The sequence below is a fragment of the Williamsia sp. Y853 genome (genome assembly GCF_056786495.1).
On record NZ_JBXCJC010000004.1, the window covers coordinates 566794 to 587443 of the forward strand.

18 protein-coding genes are annotated in these 20650 nt (G+C 62.4%); 7 read left to right on the plus strand and 11 right to left on the minus strand.

Going from position 1 to position 20650, the window contains the following annotated elements; all coding sequences use genetic code 11:
• The 6 genes from cysC to AC1TPF_RS23250 form a co-directional block, all read right to left on the minus strand.
• Positions 1-1902: an adenylyl-sulfate kinase gene (gene cysC / locus AC1TPF_RS23225; protein ID WP_482145415.1), complete on the minus strand. Its 1902-nt coding sequence runs from the start codon at positions 1900-1902 to the stop codon at positions 1-3.
• On the minus strand, positions 1902-2816 hold the full coding sequence (gene cysD, locus AC1TPF_RS23230; RefSeq protein WP_482140418.1) for a sulfate adenylyltransferase subunit CysD: 915 nt from the start codon (positions 2814-2816) through the stop codon (positions 1902-1904). Before cysD ends, cysC begins: the two co-directional genes overlap by 1 nt.
• A gap of 37 nt (positions 2817-2853) precedes the next feature.
• Positions 2854-3924 (minus strand): hypothetical protein, encoded by a 1071-nt coding sequence (locus AC1TPF_RS23235; protein WP_482145416.1) that lies wholly within the window; start codon positions 3922-3924, stop codon positions 2854-2856.
• Between the two features lie 8 nt (positions 3925-3932).
• The gene (locus tag AC1TPF_RS23240; protein WP_482145417.1) at positions 3933-5078 is read right to left on the minus strand and encodes a sulfotransferase family protein; all 1146 of its coding nucleotides are present in this window, start codon (positions 5076-5078) and stop codon (positions 3933-3935) included.
• A gap of 55 nt (positions 5079-5133) precedes the next feature.
• Entirely contained in the window at positions 5134-5973 is an 840-nt protein-coding gene (locus tag AC1TPF_RS23245; protein WP_482141425.1) for an SDR family NAD(P)-dependent oxidoreductase, read from the minus strand.
• 272 nt (positions 5974-6245) lie between these two features.
• Positions 6246-7538 (minus strand): amidohydrolase family protein, encoded by a 1293-nt coding sequence (locus AC1TPF_RS23250; RefSeq protein ID WP_482140412.1) that lies wholly within the window; start codon positions 7536-7538, stop codon positions 6246-6248.
• Positions 7539-7801: 263 nt separating this feature from the next.
• Here AC1TPF_RS23250 and AC1TPF_RS23255 point away from each other — a divergent pair, with 263 nt between their 5' ends.
• On the plus strand, positions 7802-8620 hold the full coding sequence (locus tag AC1TPF_RS23255) for an NAD(P)-dependent oxidoreductase (protein WP_482145418.1): 819 nt from the start codon (positions 7802-7804) through the stop codon (positions 8618-8620).
• A gap of 18 nt (positions 8621-8638) precedes the next feature.
• Here AC1TPF_RS23255 and AC1TPF_RS23260 read toward each other — a convergent pair whose 3' ends face one another.
• From AC1TPF_RS23260 to AC1TPF_RS23270, 3 genes are all read right to left on the minus strand, one after another.
• Entirely contained in the window at positions 8639-10000 is a 1362-nt protein-coding gene (locus tag AC1TPF_RS23260; protein WP_482145419.1) for a cytochrome P450, read from the minus strand.
• Positions 10001-10040: 40 nt separating this feature from the next.
• Positions 10041-10901, minus strand: coding sequence for a mycofactocin-coupled SDR family oxidoreductase (locus AC1TPF_RS23265; protein ID WP_482140407.1), 861 nt, complete (start codon positions 10899-10901; stop codon positions 10041-10043).
• 79 nt (positions 10902-10980) lie between these two features.
• A complete protein-coding gene (locus AC1TPF_RS23270) occupies positions 10981-11760 on the minus strand; it encodes an SDR family NAD(P)-dependent oxidoreductase (protein ID WP_482145420.1) in 780 nt (259 codons plus the stop codon).
• Between the two features lie 169 nt (positions 11761-11929).
• On the opposite strand from AC1TPF_RS23270, the gene AC1TPF_RS23275 reads away from it, so the two are divergent.
• Positions 11930-12730 (plus strand): cyclase family protein, encoded by an 801-nt coding sequence (locus AC1TPF_RS23275; RefSeq protein ID WP_482145421.1) that lies wholly within the window; start codon positions 11930-11932, stop codon positions 12728-12730.
• Positions 12727-14394, plus strand: a complete 1668-nt coding sequence (locus tag AC1TPF_RS23280) for a thiamine pyrophosphate-binding protein (protein WP_482145422.1) — start codon at positions 12727-12729, stop codon at positions 14392-14394. The genes AC1TPF_RS23275 and AC1TPF_RS23280 overlap by 4 nt, the downstream gene beginning before the upstream one ends.
• Before the next feature lie 147 nt (positions 14395-14541).
• Here the strand turns inward: AC1TPF_RS23280 and AC1TPF_RS23285 are convergent, their stop codons facing one another.
• Positions 14542-15729 (minus strand): cytochrome P450, encoded by a 1188-nt coding sequence (locus tag AC1TPF_RS23285; protein WP_482145423.1) that lies wholly within the window; start codon positions 15727-15729, stop codon positions 14542-14544.
• Between the two features lie 177 nt (positions 15730-15906).
• Between AC1TPF_RS23285 and AC1TPF_RS23290 the strand changes: the two genes are divergently transcribed.
• The gene (locus tag AC1TPF_RS23290) at positions 15907-16677 is read left to right on the plus strand and encodes an SDR family NAD(P)-dependent oxidoreductase (RefSeq protein WP_482145424.1); all 771 of its coding nucleotides are present in this window, start codon (positions 15907-15909) and stop codon (positions 16675-16677) included.
• Between the two features lie 26 nt (positions 16678-16703).
• Here AC1TPF_RS23290 and AC1TPF_RS23295 read toward each other — a convergent pair whose 3' ends face one another.
• Positions 16704-17336, minus strand: coding sequence for a TetR/AcrR family transcriptional regulator (locus AC1TPF_RS23295; protein WP_482140396.1), 633 nt, complete (start codon positions 17334-17336; stop codon positions 16704-16706).
• 155 nt (positions 17337-17491) lie between these two features.
• On the opposite strand from AC1TPF_RS23295, the gene AC1TPF_RS23300 reads away from it, so the two are divergent.
• The 3 genes from AC1TPF_RS23300 (at position 17492) to AC1TPF_RS23310 (ending at position 20577) form a co-directional block, all read left to right on the plus strand.
• Complete coding sequence (locus AC1TPF_RS23300; RefSeq protein WP_482140394.1) at positions 17492-18058, plus strand: nuclear transport factor 2 family protein; 567 nt, start codon at positions 17492-17494, stop codon at positions 18056-18058.
• 81 nt (positions 18059-18139) lie between these two features.
• On the plus strand, positions 18140-19624 hold the full coding sequence (locus AC1TPF_RS23305; protein ID WP_482140393.1) for an aldehyde dehydrogenase family protein: 1485 nt from the start codon (positions 18140-18142) through the stop codon (positions 19622-19624).
• 59 nt (positions 19625-19683) lie between these two features.
• Positions 19684-20577, plus strand: coding sequence for a cyclase family protein (locus AC1TPF_RS23310; RefSeq protein ID WP_482140391.1), 894 nt, complete (start codon positions 19684-19686; stop codon positions 20575-20577).
• Positions 20578-20650: the final 73 nt, after the last annotated feature.

The following is a 20650-nucleotide window of genomic DNA, read 5'->3' on the forward strand; positions in this document are numbered from 1 at the left end:
TCACATTCCCAGGTCGCGGCGGATTGCTTCGGCGACGCGCGGCAGGGGACTGTCGCTGGGCGTGATGACGATATCGGCCGCGGTTGGAGGCTCGTACGGTGAGCTGATCCCGGTGAACTGGGGAATCTCACCTGTGCGGGCCTTGGCATAGAGGCCCTTGGGGTCACGCTCCTCGCAGACCTCGAGTGGCGTGTCGACAAAGATCTCGTAGAACGGGATCCCGCGCTGCGCGTGGATCTCTCTGGCCCGCTGTCGTTCTGCTGCAAAGGGACTGATCAACGAGACGATCGCCACCGAACCGGAATCGGCGAAAAGCGCGGCAATCTCTGCGGTGCGGCGAATGTTCTCGCGGCGGTCGTCGTCGCTGAAGCCCAGGTCGGAGTTGAGACCGTGCCGGAGATTGTCGCCGTCCATCAGATAGGCGGGACGTCCCTCAGCGACCAGGGACCGCTCGAGTTCTGCTGCAATAGAGGACTTTCCGGAACCGGAAAGTCCCGTCATCCAGATGGTGGCACCCGTGGTGGCGCGCTGCTCGCGTGTGACCGATGAGCTGTGCCAGACAACGTGCGAGTCTTTGCTGGCCGGGCCGTTGATCATCCCGGCGCCCACTGTTTTGTTGGTGGCCTCGTCGATCAGGATGAAGCTGCCGGTGTGACGGTGCTGCTGATAGGCATCGAACATCAGCGGTTGCTGTGTGCGGAGTGTGATTCGGCCGATCTCATTGAGCTGTAATGCTTCCGGGGCCTCGTCGCGGTGCAGGGAGTTCACGTCGAGCCGGTAGGTCAGTGTGCTGATGACAGCTTTCGACTCACGGGTCGAGCTCTGGATCGTATAGCGGTTCCCGGGTGCCAGGGTGGTGTCGTCGGAGAACCAGCAGACCATGGCGTCGATGTCGCGGCCGACGTGTGGGCGGTTGCCCGGCCGGGCCAGCATCTCACCGCGAGTGATGTCGATTTCGTCGGCCAATGAGATCGAGACGGCCATCGATGTGAACGCCTCGTCGACCTTGGCCCCGCCAGGACCCCAGATTTCCGACACCGTGGTGGTGAAACCGCTTGGCAGCACAACAACTTCGTCACCGGGCTTGAAGGTTCCACTGGCGATGGTCCCGGCGTAACTGCGGTGGTCGGAGCCATCGGAGACCTGCGGGCGGATGACGTACTGCACGGGCATGCGCGCGTCGATCAGGTTTTTGTCCGACGAGATGTGGACGTCTTCGAGGTGACCGAGGAGCGAGGTGCCGGTGTACCAGGGCATGTGCTGCGAGGCATCGACAACGTTGTCGCCGAGGAGAGCTGACACCGGTATGAAGCTGAGGTCGTGGACGTTGAGCTTGCCGGCGAAAGCGCTGAACTCGTCGCGGATCTCGATGAAACGTTGTTCGGACCAGTCGACCAAGTCCATCTTGTTCACACAGAGCACCAGATGGGCGATGCCCAACAGGGATGACAGAAACGCGTGCCGTCGAGTCTGCTCGAGGACGCCCTTGCGGGCGTCGATGAGGATCAGGGCGACATCCGCAGTGGAGGCGCCGGTCACCATGTTTCGGGTGTATTGAACGTGCCCCGGTGTGTCGGCGATGATGAACTTGCGTCGGGGCGTGGCGAAGTAGCGGTAGGCGACGTCGATCGTGATGCCCTGTTCGCGCTCGGCACGCAGTCCGTCGGTGAGCAGAGCGAGGTTGGCGTACTCGTCTCCGCGCTCGGCGCTGGTCCGTTCGATGGACTCCATCTGGTCGGTGAAGATGCTCTTGGAGTCGTAGAGCAGCCTTCCGATGAGTGTGGACTTGCCGTCGTCGACGCTGCCCGCGGTTGCCAGGCGGAGCATCTGCTTTCCAGTCTGCATTGGACCTTTGGCCTCGGTGGTGGTGGAGGATTCGGTGGCGGGGTGTGCAAGAGCCATCAGAAGTAGCCTTCCTTCTTGCGGTCTTCCATCCCTGACTCGGAGATCCGGTCGTCGGCGCGGGTGGCGCCGCGCTCGGTGATCCGGGTCGAGGAGACCTCGTCGATCACCTGATGCACGGTGACGGCATCGCTGAGCACACATCCGGTGCACGTCGCATCGCCAACCGTCCGGAACCGAACTGTCTCGGTGATCACTTCTTCCCCTGGTGCCAACTCCACGAAACGGGTTTTGGCCAGCAGCATTCCGTCGCGAGGAACGACCTCTCGCCGGTGCGAGTAATAGATGCTGGGCAGTTCGATCTCTTCGGAGGCGATGTACTGCCAGATGTCGAGTTCGGTCCAGTTGCTCAAGGGGAAGATGCGGATGTGCTCACCCTTGTGGTGTCGTCCGTTGTAGAGATTCCACAACTCTGGACGCTGTGCGCGTGGATCCCAGGCGCCGAACTCGTCGCGGAAGCTGAACACCCGTTCCTTGGCGCGGGCCTTTTCCTCGTCGCGCCGGGCGCCACCGAAGACGGTGTCGAACTTGTTCTCTTGTATGCCGCGGAGCAGCGCGGCGGTCTGCAGTCGGTTGCGGCTGGCGCCCGGTCCGGTCTGTTCGACCACCCGTCCTGCGTCGATGTCGTCCTGGACACTCGAAACGATCAGCCGGACACCGGTTTTCTCGACAACGCGATCGCGGTACTCGATGACCTCGTCGAAGTTGTGGCCGGTGTCGACATGCATGAGCGGGAACGGGATCGGTGCCGGCCAGAAAGCCTTGCGTGCCAGGTGGAACATCACCACCGAGTCCTTGCCTGCAGAGAACAGCAGCACCGGGCGTTGTGCAGTGGCGGCCACCTCGCGGAAAATGTAGACCGACTCCGCTTCGAGCGCGGCCAGGTGTGAGAGTTCGTAGCGTGTGTTCAGCATTGATGTGGCCTTCCGGAGGACATGTCCGACGATGTGGTCACGAGTCCTGCTCGATCTTGTCGAGTGGGTTCGAGCGCTCCATCATTCCCACTGTTTCCTCGTCGTCCCACCGATAGCGCACACCGGATTGGTGCACAGCGGGGAAGGCGGGATTCTCGGCCTTGAGCGCATTTGTCGAGTAGGCGTTGTCCTTGTGGAAGACATCGTGAGCGCCGAACAGGACCTCGCCCGCGATGGTCACGGTCTCGGTGTCGGTCTCGAGGACCAGTGTGGCGTCGTCTCCCTTGGGGACAAGACGGGTCAGCCAGGGAGCCTTCACGATTCGCGCCGGAATGAGATCTCCGTCGCCCTTGTAGATGAAGCCTTCGGCGAAAGTGTCCTGTCCGTCGTCGCGCGGAGGATAGGCGATGTAGCCAAAAGCCTTGCCGCTCGGGAAAACAGCGGACTGCCAGCAATGACCCCAGAATCCGGCAAGGTTCCGGACGCCCTGACGTCTGATTCTCAGTCCGCAGCCGGTGAAGGTGTGGTCCTCGGCCCCGTCGATGCTGACCCGGCCGGTCGCCCGGAACAACTGCTCGTAGCGAGCGCCACCCATCATGCCCGAGAACGCGCCGTCCTTCAGCTTTTCCTGGGCGTCTTTGCCCATGGTGCCCTGGATCCACGGTGGCACAGCCATCTTCGCTTCGACATGGAAGCTGACGTTGACGACCGGACCGTCGGTCTCACCTTTGATGAGCCCGGCCGAGGTGGTCTGTACGGCCTTACCGTCGTATGTCATTGTCCAGGTGTCGAACTCGTCGACACAGTGGAACTTCAATCCGCCGGCGCCCAGCACGGTGGGCTTGCCTTCCGGTCCGATGGGTGAGGCGGCGGGTTCGGTGGCACGCAGTCGGTACACGCGACCATCCGGATAGGTGACATTCACCTGCAGGTCGTGGGTATCCCAGTTAGAGGAAACGGCTTCCACGCCGATGCGAGGTAGTCCCACCTCGCCGCGGTCATCGACCACCCAGAAACTCACCGAGTCCCGCATTTCCGGATCTTCGGGCCGCTCGGCGAAGACGTGGTCGCGAGTTAGATCAAGGCCGCCGGTCAGATCAATCGTCATCGTTTCTCTCACTTCACATTTGGGTTGGTATGGCTGGTCCACCGCTGGGCGTTCTCGCTGTACTCGGCAAACAGTGGGCGGACCGTGTCGAGGTCGATGCCGAACTCGGCCGGGTCAGCGTGTGAACTCGGCTCACGCTCGCCTGCCGCCTTCTCCCACCAACTGCGCATCTGCGACTCGAACTGTGCGCTGACGGGGGTTCCGAGCCAGCGGTACAGACCCTGGACCTCGCCGACCGGATCGCTTTGCATCGCCCGGAAGTCGATGTCGTAGAAGCGGTCATCGGCGCCGTCGCGGCGGAACTGCATGGCGCGTTGGATACCCAACGACCAATGGTCGACGTTGAGCTTGCCGATGTATGGCTTGTCGATCGTGTCGGTGAACCTCGTGATGATGTCGGCGTACAGATCGGCGACCGACAAGATGACGTCGGTCGGATCCCGATGGGTCATGACGTAGCGGGCATCGGGAAACGCCTTGTCCAGAGCGTTCAGGACCAGGATGTGCGACGGGCATTTGAGTCGCCACTCGCGGGTGGGCTCACCCCACTGCATCAGCTTCATCACTCTGCGCTGGTACTCGAACGTGGACGTGAGATCTGCCTTGGTCACAAACCATTCCGAGTACGTCGGAATCTGGGCCAGGGACTGGAAGAAGTGGGTTTTGAAGTCCAACGCCATGATTTCGTGGCATTCCATGGGGCCGTGGGTCTCGCTCGGGACGTGATGCCGTGACCCGAGCATCTCGCCGATGCCCGTTGGGATACGCGGATCAACCCCGACAACAGTCGACGTCGGCGGGCAGGGCTGTGACGACTCCCAGCGCCTGATGTACCGCACATCGGGGTCCTGCGAGAGCAAACTCGACAACGCCGATGAACCGGTGCGCGGCAGTCCGATCCCGATCAGGGGGGTGACGATCGAGACCTCGTCGATCTCGGGGTGACGGGCATACCAGTCTTCGACCTGCAACCGTTGGCTGAGATATCCGACGATGCGGTCGCGCATGAACACTTCACCGGTCGCGTTCAAGTTGGCCTCGTCGCGAAGCGATGCCGTCAGTATTTCGAGACCTTCGCGGAAAGAGTCATCACCGAAGTCGGTGAGTCCGGTGCTTGTGGTAGCCGCGTCCATGACATCGGCGATGGCGCCCATCGTGACCTCCGGGGTTGAAATCAGTTGATTAGCAAGGGATGTAGTCGATCGAAGGTCAGTTCATGAACTGTCCGCCTGCGACATCGATGGTCTGGCCGCACATGTAGTTGGCGGCGTCCGTGGCCAGGTACGCAACCATGTTGGCCACTTCCTCCGGCAGTGCGCCGCGACCGAGTTGGACGTAGTTCTCGAGTGCTTCGGCGATGGAGTCGCGGGCGGCGTAGTCCTGATCGCTTTGTGGATTAAGGAAGCGCTCCACGAGATCAGGTTTGATCATGATTCCGGGGGCGACTGCCAGCACGTTGACACCGCGCGGCGCCATCTCGTGAGCGAGGTTGCGGGTGAAGCCGATGACACCGGCTTTGGCCGAGTTGTAGACAACAAGCCCACGGTGCTGCATGCGTCCACCGACGGCGCCGATGTTGATGATTTTGCCTGAACCCTGCGGGAGGAGGTATTCGAGCGCGGCGTGCGCGCCGTACATCATCATGGTCAGGCTGCCCAGCATTGTTTTGTCGATGTCTTCCTTCGTGTGCTTCTCGAAGGGGCCGGCCACCGCCATGACCGGGTTGTTCACCATGATGTCGAGGCCGCCGAGGCGGTCATGACTTTCTTTGACGCCCTGGTGGACCTGATCCCAATCTGACATATCGGCGAGAACGGGTATCGCTTTTACACCCCAGCGTTCCTCGATTTCCTTGGCACGACGTTCGACCTTCTCGAAGGTCCGGCCGACCAGTGCAATATCGGCGCCGAGGCCGGCGAGGCGGTTGGCAATCGCCTGGCCCAAACCGTCGCCGCCAGCACCGATGACAATCGCCTTTTTGCCGGTCAGGTCCATTTGTTCGGTGACGCGCATGCCAACGATGTGGTTGGGCATGCGATCAAAACCCATCGCTTCTGTCCAGTTCTTGTCTTCAACACTCACTGAAAACTCCCGTCACATTCGCGCAATATTGTGGTGCGCGGCACACCGTTTGTTCGGATGCTTCGAGACTATGGGTGCGGCAACTGCAGTTTCCAATACCAATTTCGGCGCCGAGCCATAACAATTCGTTATGGCTCCGACGTGGGTCTGGCAGTCGAAGCTTGGTTCAACAACTAAAAGCGGCCAGGGCTCCTGTGGAGCACCTGGCCGCAGTCGGCGAGCGGGTAATTGCTATTCGATCAATCCTGGACGCCCGAAATCTCTTTCGCCTTCTCGGCGAAATCAGCGAAGCTGGTGCCGGACTTTTCACGCGTGCTCCACGCGCGGGTCTGCACGTCATGTCCCTCGGCGGCCTTGCGTAGCGCACCGACCGTGGCCTGCTCCTTGGGAACGTCCTTGAAGGGATCGAACGAGTACCACTTCATCGCGTTCTCGTGGGTCATCTTGTTGATCTCATTGTCGGTGACGTTGTACTTGTCGAACACGCCCTCGAGCTCTTCCGGCGCGTTCGGCCACATCGAATCGCTGTGCGGATAGTCCATCTCCCAACAGATGTTGTCGATACCGATTTCGTTTCGTAGCTGCACGCCGACGGGATCGGAGATGAAGCAGGTCAGGAAATGGTCCCTGAACACTTCCGAGGGAAGCTTGCCCTTGAAGTCCTGGTTGGTCCACGTCGAGTGCATCTCATAGGTGCGATCGACCCGCTCGAGGAAGTACGGGATCCACCCGGTGCCGCCCTCGGACAGGGCGATCTTCAGGTCGGGGAATTCCTTGATCGGTGTGGACCACAGGAGGTCGGCCGCGGCCTGCACGATGTTCATCGGTTGCAGCGTGATCAGCACGTCCATCGGGCTGTCGGGCGAGGGGATCGAGAGTCGTCCGGATGAGCCGATGTGCACGTTCATCACGGTGTTGGTGTCGACGAGCGCCTTCCACAGTGGGTTCCAGTAGTCACTGTGAAAGCTGGGATAGCCCAGCGCCGAGGGGTTTTCGGTGAAGGTCAGCGAGTGCACGCCCTTTTTTGAGACCCGACGTACTTCTTGGGCGCAGAGCTCGGCATCCCAGATCGGTGGCAAGGCCATCGGGATGAATCGCCCCGGATGGGCGCCGCACCATTCGTCGATGTGCCAATCGTTGTAGGCCTGCACCAGAGCCAGGGAGAAGTCGGCGTCGTCGGTGGCGAACAGTCGGGCTGCGAAACCGGGGAACGACGGGAAGTTCATGGTGGCGAGTACGCCGCCGGCATTCATGTCCTTTACCCGCTCGGCCGCGTCGTAACAACCGGGCCGGATCTCGTCGAGACCCTGTGGTTCCAATCCGTACTCTTCCTTCGGTCGCCCGGCAACCGCATTGAGCGCGACGTTGGGGATGACGGTGTCGCGGAACTGCCAGGTGTCGCTGCCGTCGGGGTTGTGGACGAGACGGGGTGCGTCTGCCTTGTATTTGGCGGGCAGATGATTGTCGAACATGTCAGGTGGCTCGATGATGTGGTCGTCGATACTGATCAGGATCATGTCGTCTTTGTTCACAGCTATGCCTTCCGCTGGGGCCGGCCGTCGAGAGCCGGCGCATATTGTACGAATGTATGGCAGGTGGGGGCTCTATGTGGGCGAATTTTTCGAATCGGCCGACGGGAGTAGGTGGGTGGGTATTCTTTGTGAGCGCAGTCCGAAAAGCGCTCTGCGCCAACGCCCAGCCAGGCTGAAGTCGATCGGCCGACATCGGAACGATCCGCGCCCGGATTCCGAGAAGCGTTATATACGAGAGTATTTCGCGAAGTTGGAGGAACACGATGCGTATTGGGTTCATAGGTCTCGGGAGTCAGGGCGCGCCGATGGCTCGGCGGATCGTGGAAGCGGGCTACGACACGACACTGTGGGCGCGCCGGTCGGCGTCGCTGGAATCCTTTGCGGACACAGAAGCAAGAGTCGCGGACAGCCCGGCTGAGCTGGCGGCAGCCAGCGATCTGGTCTGCCTCTGCGTGGTCGACGATGCAGATGTTCGGCAAATCGTGACCGGTGAACTCGGAGTACTCGCCGGCCTGGCACCGGGAGGTGTGATCGCAATCCACAGCACCATCGCGCCCGACACCTGTCGCGATCTGGCTGGGAAGGCAGCGGCGCAAGGGGTTGTGGTGCTCGATGCGCCGGTCAGTGGTGGTGGCCCTGCGGCCGTGGCGGGCAACCTCCTGGTCATGGTCGGTGGCGAAGCGGAGACCGTCGAACGGTGCCGGCCCGTGTTCTCCACATACGGCGAGCCGGTTGTCCATCTCGGTGCACTGGGGTCGGGCCAGGTGACCAAACTCCTCAACAACGTTGTCTTTGCCGCCAACCTGGGCATCGTCGTCGATGCGTTGGCCCTGGGTGGGTCCTTGGGGGTGGATCCCGATCGTCTCGGCGAGGTGATCTCCAAGGGGTCGGCGAACAGCTATGCACTTGGCGCCATTGCCGCATCCGGCGGAACGATCGACGCGATCGCCTCCATCGCGGGGACGCTACTGCAGAAGGATGCGCGACTGATCGCGAGCCTGGCCGACGACGCCGGGGCCAAGTCGGCGGCGGTGCTGGCCGCCGCCGACTCGACGCTGGAGGCGATGGGCCACCCACGCTGATCGCGCGTCGACGGCGCGTCAATCGTGGATGCGTGCCGACTCTTTGCGTTCGGTCACCGGTCTGGCCAGCTCTTGGTCGACGCAGATCCGCTGCAACTTCTCCAGAGTCTCGTCCAGGCCCGCGCCGACTCGAGAGCCCGGAGTGAAAGTTGCCGGCAGGTACCGCATGCCTTGGATGACCCCGATGGTTTCGTAGTGGACCGTCCCTTCGGGAACGCAGCGATAGTCCGGGATCCGGTCGAGCACCGCGCTCATCATCGACTTGAACACGGTGCGTGCAAGATTGGAACCGATACACCGGTGCATGCCGATGCCGAAGCTGAAGTGGCGATTGCCGCTTCGGTCCAGTACGAGGTCATTCGGGTCGTGGAAGATGTCCGGATCGCGGTTGGCCATGGCCCACGACAACCAGAGTCGGTCTCCCTCCTTGAGCTGCCTGCCGTCGAGTTCCATGTCTGCCGCGATGGTTCGTCCGTCGCCGGGGGCGGGCGTATAGAAGCGCAAGAACTCCTCGGTTGCCGGATCGAGTAGGTCTTCTCGTTCACGACTGAGTAGTTCGCGCTCATCGGGATTCTCCGACAACCACTCCAGCGCATGCGCCGTCAACGCTGTGGTGGTGTCGAACCCGCCGCCGATGAGAAGGTTCAACATCCCGAGCAGTTCCATGTCGGCCGCGGGCTCGCCATCGATCCGGAGCCCGGCCAAAGCGTTGATGATCCCGGGACGAGGACTCTCGCGGATCTCTGCAAGGTTGGAGAACAGATCCATGCCCATGGCCATGTACAGATCCAGTACCCGTGGGGCGTCCGGTGATTCGGGTGCGGTGTAGACCGCCGCGTGGGCCGGTTCGTTGTATATTTCCCACTTCTGCAGCGGAATACCCAGCATTGCCAGTGTGACCACGGCAGGGACGATGTTGGCCAGATCCTCGACGAAGTCGATGTGGCCGGTTTCGATCTTCTCGTCCAGGCAGGCGCGCACCACGTCGTCGATGAACGGTTCCCACCGTTTGATCGCGGCGGGTGAGAGGTAGGGATTGAGTGCGCCGCGATAGATCTTGTGCTCGGGATCGTCCATCTCCAACAGGCCGCCCCGGATGCTGACCTCCATCAGCTTGGGGATCGAAACACCTCGGTAGCCACGACGTTCACCGTTCACGTCGTGATCGGCAGAGACATCCGCGCTGCGGGCGAGTTCGAAGACTGCCCTGTTGTCGGCAGCGACCCAATGCCCGTTGTAGGTATCGCTCCACGCGAGGGGGCACTTGCTCTGCATCTCCTCGGTGATATCGGTGAACCGTTCGCGGTATTCCGTTGTGTGTCGATCGAAGTGGAAGCGGGGCGACTTCCGGTCGTTGTCGCTGCCGTGGTCAACGCTCATGACTCATCTCCTAGCCGTCAGCCGGTTGTGAACCGATCCCTCAGAGTTTGAAGTCGTACCACTTGAGGTACCCGCCGCCGTCGATTCGCAGCTGCATGCCGGTCATGTACCTCGATTCGTCGGAGGCCAGGAACAACACGGCGTTGGTGATGTCCTCGGGCTCGACGTACGGAATCGGCATTGCCTGCATCACCGCAAATCCGGGCTCGGCATCGGCGCGCGTGGGATGTTCGAGATCGGGACGGAAAGCCTTGTACATCGGTTCGCTCTGGAGCATGTCGGTGTTGCAGTTGGTGGGGTGCACGACATTGGCGCGAATGTTGCGGGGGGCCATGTGCAGGGCGACCATGTGCATGAAATGCGTCAGTTGCCGTTTGGCCAATGCGTATGCGGCACCGCCGAGTTCCTGCCCTGGGGCATCGGTTTTGCTCACATCCATCAGGGCGGCGGTCGAACCGGTGGCGATGAGTGATGCGCCCGCTTGCAGATGTGGCAGTGCCGCCTGCACGGCATTGATCACACCGAGCAGATTGGTGTCGATGGTGTCGATCCATGCGTTGATGCCGGGTTCGCCGGTCATTGCGGCGATTCCGGCATTGGCGATGACCACGTCGACCTTGCCGAACTCGGCGAGACCTTGGTCCAGCGCCGCGACCATCTGGGCACGCTCTCGAACATCGGCCTGGACCGTGACGATACGTCGATCATGCTTTTCGACCAGCCGGGCGGTCTCGGCGAGATCTTCTGGTGTGGCAAGGGGATAGTTGACGGTGCTGAGGTTTTCGCACAGGTCGACTGCGATGATGTCGGCACCTTCTTCGGCAAGCCGCACCGCATGGCTGCGACCCTGGCCGCGTGCGGCTCCGGTGATGAATGCGACCTTGCCTTGAACACGTCCCATAGTTGTTCCTTCCAAAGGGTTCTGATCGACGATGAATTTCAAGTGTTCGAAAGATGTGCTGTCGTAACGTTTCTGGGTTCTATCCCGACATCACCGCGCCTCCGTTGACCGCGATGACCTGCCCCGTGATGTAGCCGGCGGCGTCGGAGCACAGGAACGCGCATGTTGCGCCGATGTCGTCGCCGCTCCCGACCCGCCCCGACGGGATCACCCGGGAGATGTACTTGGCCTCGGGGAGATGCTTGGCATCCTGCGCGGCCCGCAACATCGGGGTGTCGATGGTGAACGGGGGAACCGTGTTGACGGTGATTCCTTTGGCGGCGTACTCCAGGGCCAACGTCTTCGTGAACGCGATGACACCACCTTTGGTGGCCGAATAGTGGCCTTGGCGAAGCGCGCCGGTTTGCCCGGCCGCCGACGAGATCGTCACGATCCGGCCCCAACCGGCGTCCACCATGTCGCCTATCGCAGCCTGCGCGCAGAGGAAGGTGCCGGTGAGATTGACGGCGATGTACCGATTCCATTCGTCGAGGGTGATGTCTTCGAACGGGGTGAATCCGGAGACACCCGCGCTGGTCACCAGGATCTCGACAGGGCCGAGTTGGCTCCGGGCGGTATCGAATGCGGCGTTGACGGATGCTTGGTCCGCGACGTCCACGGCCACCGCCAACGCCTTGGACCCCGCTGCCCGCACGTCGGCGGCCACCCGCTCTGCGGCGCCGGTGTCGGTGTCGAGTACTGCCACCTGGTGACCCTGCCGCCCCAGATGGTGGCAGATCGATTCGCCCAAGCCCGATCCACCGCCGGTTACCACGGCTACGCGTCCGGACGGATCACTTTGCGCGGCATCTGTATTCATCGAACCTCCCGCTCATTGCTATACGGACGTACAGCATTCACATGTGTATAGCACAGGGAGAATGCGGAGCAGGTGGAAACGGTGACTCTCCTGGGGACTGTGCGTGGCCTGCGGTTGTGTCGGACTACCGTGACGTGCATAGCCAACACGGAAGAACCGAGGTGCTGACATGACCGTCCCCGATACCACCACCGCCCTGTCGAACTTTCTCGACGGCATCCTCACCGGCAGCCTCGAGGTGATCGACCTGACCACGCCGCTGAGCAATTCGACCCCGGCGCTGCGCCTGCCCGAGCCGTTCGCGAACCTCATCGACTTCAGCCTCGAAGAGGTCAGCGCCTACAACGAACCCGGCCCGTTCTGGCGTCACAACAACATCCATACGGGTGAGCACATCGGCACCCATCTCGACGCACCGGTGCATTGGATCACCGGTCGCGACGGCGACGACGTATCGCAGATCCCGGTGCAGCGACTCATCGGGCCGGCCGCCGTCATCGACCTGACCACGAAGGTCGCCGACAACCCCGATTACCTCCTGAGCATCGCCGACGTCGAGGAGTGGGAAGCGGCCAACGGACCGCTCGCAGCGGGCGCGTGGCTGCTGCTGCGCACCGGCTGGGAGTCGCGGGGCGGATCCGAGGAGGAATTCCTCAACGCCGACGACACCGGCTCTCACACACCGGGTGTGGCGGCCGACTGCGCGCGCTGGCTGGCCACCGAGCGCGAGATCACCGGCATCGGCGTGGAGACCGTCGGGGTGGACGCCGGCCTCGCGGGCGGTTTCGAACCCGCCTTCCCGGTACACAACTACTTCCTCGGCAACGACAAATACGGCATCACCTCACTGCGCAACCTCGGTCGACTCCCCACAACCGGCGCCCTGCTGGTGGTCAGCCCACTGCCCATCGTCGGCGGGACCGGTAGCCCGTCCCGCGTCCTGGCCGTCGTCGTCGGAGCGGGTGCGTGAGCACCTACGGACCCACCGTTGCCGACGTCGTCGGACGCGTCCTGGCCGACCTCGGTGTCGGGCACGTGTTCGGGGTGGTCGGTAGCGGCAACTTTGTGATGACCAATGCGCTGCGTGCCGGGGGTGTGCCGTTTACCGCGGCCCGTCACGAAGGTGGGGCGGCGACGATGGCCGACGCGTACTCGCGGATGTCGTCACGGGTGGGAGTCGTGTCGCTGCACCAGGGTTGCGGCCTCACCAACGCGATGACCGGTATCACCGAGGCCGCCAAGAGCCGGACCCCGATGATCGTCCTGACCGCCGACAGTCCCGCGGCGGCGTTGCGCTCCAACTTTCGCATCGACCAGGACGCGCTGGTCACCAGCGTCGGCGCGATCAGTGATCGCGTGTATTCGGCGCAGACCGTCGTCGCAGATGTCACCCGTGCCTACCGGTGCGCGGTCGCCCAACGGCGCACCGTCGTCCTCAATGTCTCCATCGACATCGCAGCGCAGCGTGCCGGTGTGGAGGGCCCGATCGGGATCACGGTCGAAGAGCCGCGGGTGCGGCCCAACACCGATGCGGTCGCCCGGCTCGTCGACGCCATTCGCGGCTCGAAGCGGCCGGTGTTCGTCGCCGGTCGAGGCGCCCGCGACGCCGGCCGGCAGATCGCCGAACTCGCTTCGGCAAGTGGCGCTTTGGTCGCGACATCGGCGGTCGCCAACGGACTCTTCGCCGACGACGCCTTCTCCCTCGGCATCTCCGGCGGGTTCTCGTCGCCGACCACCGCCGAGTTGATCTCGGGCGCCGACCTCATCGTCGGCTGGGGATGCGCCCTCAACATGTGGACGATGCGGCACGGCCGATTGATCGGAACCGAGACCATCGTCGTCCAGGTCGACGACGATGTCGATGCGATCGGCGCGCACCGACCGGTCGGTTTCGGGGTCATCGGCGATTGTGCGCTGACCGCCACCGACGTTCTCGCGGAATTGTGGGGTGTGGAGCCGGAAGGGGCCAAGCGCTACCGGACTGCTGTGGTGCGGGCAAAGATTGCGGAATCGGCTCGCTGGCAGGATGTTCCGGTCGATGACTCGTCCAGCACCGATCGCATCGACTCACGTGCGCTGACCATCGCACTCGACGAGATCCTGCCAACGGAGCGGATCGTATCCATTGATTCCGGCAACTTCATGGGTTACCCGTCCACCCATCTGTCCGTCCCCGACCACCATGGCTTCTGCTTCACCCAGGCATATCAATCGATCGGACTCGGGCTGTACACCGCGATCGGGGCTGGAATCGCACAACCCGACCGGCTCGGTGTCCTCGGTGCGGGCGACGGTGGATTTCTCATGGGTATCTCCGAAATCGACACCGCGGTACGCCTGCGTCTGCCGTTGGTCGCAATCGTCTACAACGACTCCGCCTACGGCGCAGAGGTGCACCACTTCGATGACGCCGACCACGAGACGGTGACCTTCCCCGAAACCGATATCGCTGCCATCGCACGGGGTTTCGGTGCTGACGGGGTCACTGTGCGCACCGTCGATGATCTGGACGAAGTGCGCACCTGGGTGGAGGGCTATCGCGCGGCAGGCGCTGCCCGACCCCTCGTGATCGACGCGAAGGTCACAGGCGACGGCGGATCCTGGTGGCTGGCCGAGGCGTTCGCGGGCCATTGACCCGGCCCGGCGCTGTTCACCGGTGCCCATCGACGTGTATGTGGCACAGGGAGAATGCCGGGCACGTGAGAATGGTGATGGCCGAGCCCGTTGCGGTGAGCGACTGTGGCGGCGAGAGTACCGTGCGCCACATGAATTTCCAGATGTTCATCGGCCGATGATCGCCGGCATCGAATCCCAGCCGCGCACGGTGGAGCTGCGGGCTCGTCGAGCTTGAGCCAGGTCGATGTCCCACTCCGGGAACCGGTTCAGGACCTCTTCGAGTGCAACGCGGCCTTCGAGACGAGCGAGTGGGGCGCCGAGGCAGAAGTGCGCACCCTTGGCAAAGCTCAAGAGCGAACCGGGTTGCCGGTGGATGTCGAATCGGTCCGGGTTGTCGAAGGTGCGTTCGTCGCGGTTTGCCGAGGCCAGCATGAGCAGCAACGCGCTGCCGGCCGGAACCGTCTGTCCGTGGAGTTCAACATCTTCGGTCACGTATCGGGCGACGTGGGGTCCCGGGGGCTCGAAGCGAAGGAGTTCATCGATGGCGCCCGGGATGAGGGAGTGGTCCTGGGCCAGCTCCTTGCGCTGATCGGGGTGCTCGGCCAGCACCTTGCCCATCCAGCCGAACAGTCGACCGGTTGTCTCGACCCCGGCGCCTGCGATGACGGCCAGGAAGATGAGAAGTTCGTCCTTCCGGAGCCTCCGGGTGGCGCCGGTGTCGTCTTCGAACTCCACGCTCAGCAATTCGGTGATGAGGTCGTCGGAAGGGTTCTTGATCCGCCAGTCGACGTAGTCGGTGAACATGTCACCGTCGAAGTAGTGGTCCTTCTTCACCGGTAGCGGCTCGCCGGGTTTGTTGCGCAACACGCGGTTTGCCTCGGCGCGCACACTCGGCTGGTCCGCATCGGGGATACCGACGAGCATCCCGATGGTTCGCATCGGCAGTTCCGCGCCCAGGTCGAGTACGAAGTCGAAGCGATCGGCGCCGACCAGGGGGTCGAGGCAGGCGTTGCAGAATGCGCGGACCTTGTCCTCGATCATCTTCATCTTCCGGGGTGTGAAAGCCCGGCCCACGATCTTGCGATGAATGGTGTGCAGGGGTGGGTCCTCGTTGATGAACACACCTGGCGGCATCACCGGGTCGGCCTTGACCACTTCGAGGATGTCGCCCTTTGCAGAACTGAACCGCTGCGGATCCCGCAACGTCGCGTCGATGTCGGCGTACCGGCTCAGGCCCCAGAAGTCGTGTCGTTCGTTGTAGTAGAGAGGCGACTCATCGCGCAGTCGTCGGTAGGTCGGATAAGGATCGATATCGATCTCGACATTCCACGGGTCGTAATACACATCGCTCACGAAACACTCCTTGATTTGGGTTTCGTGAGCGAGCATAGATCAACTGCTATACGCTCGTACAGCGAACGGTCCTACTTCGTCGGAACTGCTGTTGCATCGTCGAATTCGACTGGAGCACGTGTGGTTTCGGCTGTTGGACGCTCAGTATGGCAGCGCATCGAACAAAGGGGCAGTGAAATGAATGATCGATTCTCACTCGAAGGGCGCGTCGCGCTGGTGACAGGTGGTGGTACCGGTATCGGGCGCGGTGCCGCGCTGGTACTTGCCGAACATGGCGCGGATGTTGTGCTCGCCGGCCGTCGCCCTGATCCGCTGGAGTCGACAGCGAAGGAGATCGACGCGCTGGGACGCCGCGCGCTGGCGGTACCGGCGGATGTCAGTACCGCGACCGGATGTCAGGAGCTCGTGGATCGGACGGTGGCCGAGTTCGGTCGGGTGGACATCCTGGTCAACAGTGCCGGTGGTGCGCAGACGAAGTCGATCAAGAGGTGGACCGAGGAGGAGTTCGGTGACGTCTTTGCCCTCAACCTGGGCAGCGTCTGGAATCTGTCGCGGGCGGCTTCTGTTCACATGATCGAGCAGGGCAAAGGGGCGATCGTCAACATCTCGTCGGGGGCGAGCCTGCTGTCGATGCCGCAGGCAGCACCCTATGCCGCAGCGAAAGCGGCGGTCAACAACCTGACCGGCTCGATGGCAGCGGCATGGGCAGGCAAGGGAATTCGTGTCAACGCCATCGCGGTCGGCGCGGTCCGAGCGCCGACACTGACCGATGAGCTCGCGAAATACAACCTCGACCCGGACTCGGTGGCGGGGACCAATGGGCTCGGCCGGCTGGGTGAACCAGATGAAATCGGTTACGGCGTTTTGTTTTTCGCCTCCGATGCAGCAAGCTTCTGTTCGGGTCAAACGCTGTACATGCATGGTGCGCCCGGGCCTGCAGGCGTCTAGGTCCCGTGGGAGTCCGGGGCCGCGGGTCAGCTGCGGGTACGAGTCGACCGTTTCCGGGGGCGCGGTGACTTCGGCGGTTCGATCGAGTCGATGAATGTCTCGAAGGACGCCACGACATCTGCGTGGGCGTCGGTGATGCCCACACCCTTTTCGAGGTTCAGCAATTTCGGAATGCCGGAGATCAGGACCGTGAGACCTCCAGGGGAGAGCGGCAAGTCTGCGGTGCCGGTGGTGGCGGAGTCTGCAGCCAAGGTGTCGAGCTGGATCTGGCGTATCTGCGCGGTGACCTGGGCGATCTCGGCGCCGATTTTCGGACGGTGGTTGCCAAGTGCCATGAACTCGGTGACCAGTGCCCCCTTGGCTTCGGCCCAGCTGAACTCCCACATGACGTGCAGTGGCTCGTCGGGGCGGGCCTTCAGTGCTGCAGTGAGGCGCTGGGCGTTCTCCTCGGTGCGCCGGCGAAGGGCGGCGAGGAAGATGTCGTCGAGAGTGGGGAAGTAGTACTGGACGAGGCTCGGTGTCACGCCGGCCTTCGCCGCCAGCACCCGGTACGTGACGCTCGGATAACCGTCGGTGACCATGATCTTCTCGACGGTGTCGAGTATTACGTCCCTGGTCTTCGACGTTTCTGCGCCTACGCGCCGAGCCGATGGTGGCATGTTCGGAGTTCCTTACTTCGTTGAGTCTTGTTCATTTTCGCACCCGTCGCCCGCTGTACGACTGTATAGTGGCTGTGGGCTTGGTCGCAGCCGATTGGGGCCGAGTACCCGTAACAGGTCCGCACACGCGGAGAAGCATTGCGAAACGGAGAGACATGTCGACGCTCGAAACCACTCTGGAGCAGTTGCAGGCAGATGTTCTGTACCTCAAGGATCGGGCCGCGATCCTGGACTGCATCGCGCGACACGCGCGCGGATGCGATCGTCATGACGTCGACCTGATCACCGCGGCCTATCACCAGGATGCGGTCGACGAACACGGAAACGCGTCCAATCAGGGCCCCGAGTACGGGGAGTGGGCAAACAAGGTACATGCCGAGACGTCGAAGGTTCACACGCACAACATCACAACGCACTCGTGTGAGATCGACGGCGACACCGCGCATGCCGAGAGTTATGTCCTTGTGGTCCTGGTCGGGCTTGACGGAAAGACCGCGCAGTTCATCAGTGGTCGTTACCTCGACCGACTGGAGCGCCGAGACGGAGAGTGGCGCATCGCAATTCGTCGTTCGACGGTGGAGGCGATGTTCCTTGGTGATGCGCGTGTGCTCGGATCGTCCTTTTTTGTCGAGAAGGGCTACCTCGTGGGTACGCGTGATCGAACCGACCTATCCTATGAACGTCCACTGGAAATGGACATTCCGGCCCCAGCGCGGTGGTGATCGGAGTACCGTAACCGGCGATGCTGCCATGCGATCGGTAACCCATGGCACCCGGACATGTTCTGCTGCAGGGAGATAACGATGACGGACGTTCAGGTCGAAACCGGATTGCTTGCCGGTGATCAACGGATGCTGATCGATGGGAAGTTGGAGTACACCGCAAGTGGTGCACTTTTCGACGTGATCCATCCGGGGTCCGAGCAGGTGGCAGGCCAGGCGACGGATGGCACCGTCGCGGACATGGAGCGGGCCGTTGGTGCTGCACGTCGGGCATTTGACGAAACCGACTGGTCCCGGGATGTGGAATTCCGGTACCACTGTCTCACGCAGCTTCACGAGGCGCTCGAACGCAACAAAGAACGGATCCGCCGGATCGTGGTGACCGAGGTGGGTTGCCCGATCGGCATGACCGGCAGCCAGGTCGATGCCCCGATCGCCGAGGTCAAGCACTGGGCCGAGTACGGCCGAGCGTTCAACTACCTCGAGGACACCGGTGTCCACGAGACGGTGATGGGGCAGGCGCGGCATCTGATCCACTACGATCCCGTGGGTGTTGTCGGTGCGATCACGCCGTGGAATGTGCCGTTCTACCTGAACATCGCCGAGTCCGTGGCGCCGCTCATGGCCGGGAACACCGTGGTACTCAAGCCCGCTCAGTGGACACCGTGGTCCGGCAGCGAGCTGGGACGGATCGTCGCCGAGGAGACCGACATCCCGGCCGGGGTGTTCAATGTGGTGGTCTCCAACGCCAATGAGGTGGGTGCGGCGCTGTCGGCCGACCCGAGGGTCGACATGATCACGTTCACCGGGTCCACGGCCACCGGGCGGGCGATTCTCGCCGCCGGCGCCGCGACGGTGAAGAAATCAGTGATGGAACTGGGTGGCAAGTCCGCTCATATCGTCTGTGACGACGCCGATCTCACCGCTTGTCTGCCGATGGCGGCGGTGATGGCATGCGCGATGTCGGGACAGAGTTGCATCCTGCCCAGCCGTATTCTGTTGCCGCGTAGCCGATACGAAGAGGGGCTGGCGATACTGGCGGCAACGATGCAGAACATACCGATCGGTGACCCCTGGCAAGAGGGCATCATGCACGGCCCGCAGATCAGTGAAACCCAACGGAACAAAGTCCTCGGGCTGATCAAGTCGGGTATCGATTCCGGAGCCAGGGTGATCACCGGCGGTGGCATCCCGGAGAACCTACAGACCGGGTACTACGTCGAGCCAACACTGCTCGCCGATGTCGATCCCGATTCGCAAGTGGCGCAGGAGGAGATCTTCGGCCCGGTTCTGACCGTGATCCCGTATGACACCGACGACGAGGCAATTGCCATCGCCAACAACTCGATCTACGGATTGTCGGGTGAGGTCAGCAGTGCCGACAACGACAGGGCATTACGAATTGCCCAGCGGTTGCGAACCGGCAGTGTCACCGTCAACAGCAAATCGTTCTTCGGGATCACCAGCCCGTTCGGCGGTACCAAGCAAAGTGGCCTCGGTCGTCGCAACGGTGACTTCGGCTTCAAGGAGTACCTCGAGGTCAAGACCATCGGTCAGCCTGTGTAGGACCAGGCCGCCAATCGGCTCGTTTGGAGGTTCGGTAATCACAGGAAGCAGGGAGTGCGATGGGAACGGCAAACAACTGGGGGCGCTGGGGCGCCGATGACGAGCGTGGAGCGCTCAATTTGCTCACCCCGGATGTTGTCAAGAACGCCCTGAGTGTGCCGACAACGGGCAAGGTCTATTCGCTGGGTATACCGATCCACCGATCCGGAACTCCGATTTTCGAGTTTCGCGGCGCGCCGCAGCGTCTGACACTCGGGGGGCAGGGTGATGAAGCCTTTCATCGCTCGGTTGGCGGAGTCGAGGGTGTGGGTGCCAACGAGGACATGCTTGTGATGGCGGCGCACACCGCCACCCATCTCGATGCTCTCGGGCATATATTTGAGGACCGAAAGTTCTACAACGGCTTCTCTGCGGACGACGTCTCACCGATGATCGGCGCGCCGCGATGCGGTATCGACAAGATCGGCACCATAGTCGGCCGTGGGGTGCTTGTGGATGTGGCGGCAACTCTCGGAGTCACCGCACTCGAGCCCGGGCACGTCATCACGGTGGCCGAGTTCGAGCAGGCGTTGTCGAGTCAGTCCGTCGAACTTCGTTCGGGCGACATCGTATTGATTCGTACCGGTTGGCTCGAGGGTTACATGAATCCAGATGGTGGATTCGACATTCATCCACAGCCCGGTATCGGCCTCGAGTTGGCGAATCATCTTGCCGCGTTGGATGTGTCAGTGGTCGGGGCGGACAATTCGGCGGTAGAGGCGTTGCCGTTCGACCAGGGGATCTACCTGGGATCGCATCTTGTTCTGCTGGTGCGCCATGGAATACACCTGGTGGAACATGTTGCGCTGCAGGAGTTGTCGCAGGATCGGTGCTACGAGTTCCTGCTCACCATCGCGCCACTGAACGTCCCCGGAGCGACAGGCAGTCCCGTGACGCCCATCGCGATCGGGTAATCCGCCTCCGCAAACGAGCCGGAAATACGAAGACGAGCCACAAATACCGAATATGTGGCTCGTCTTCGTAGAA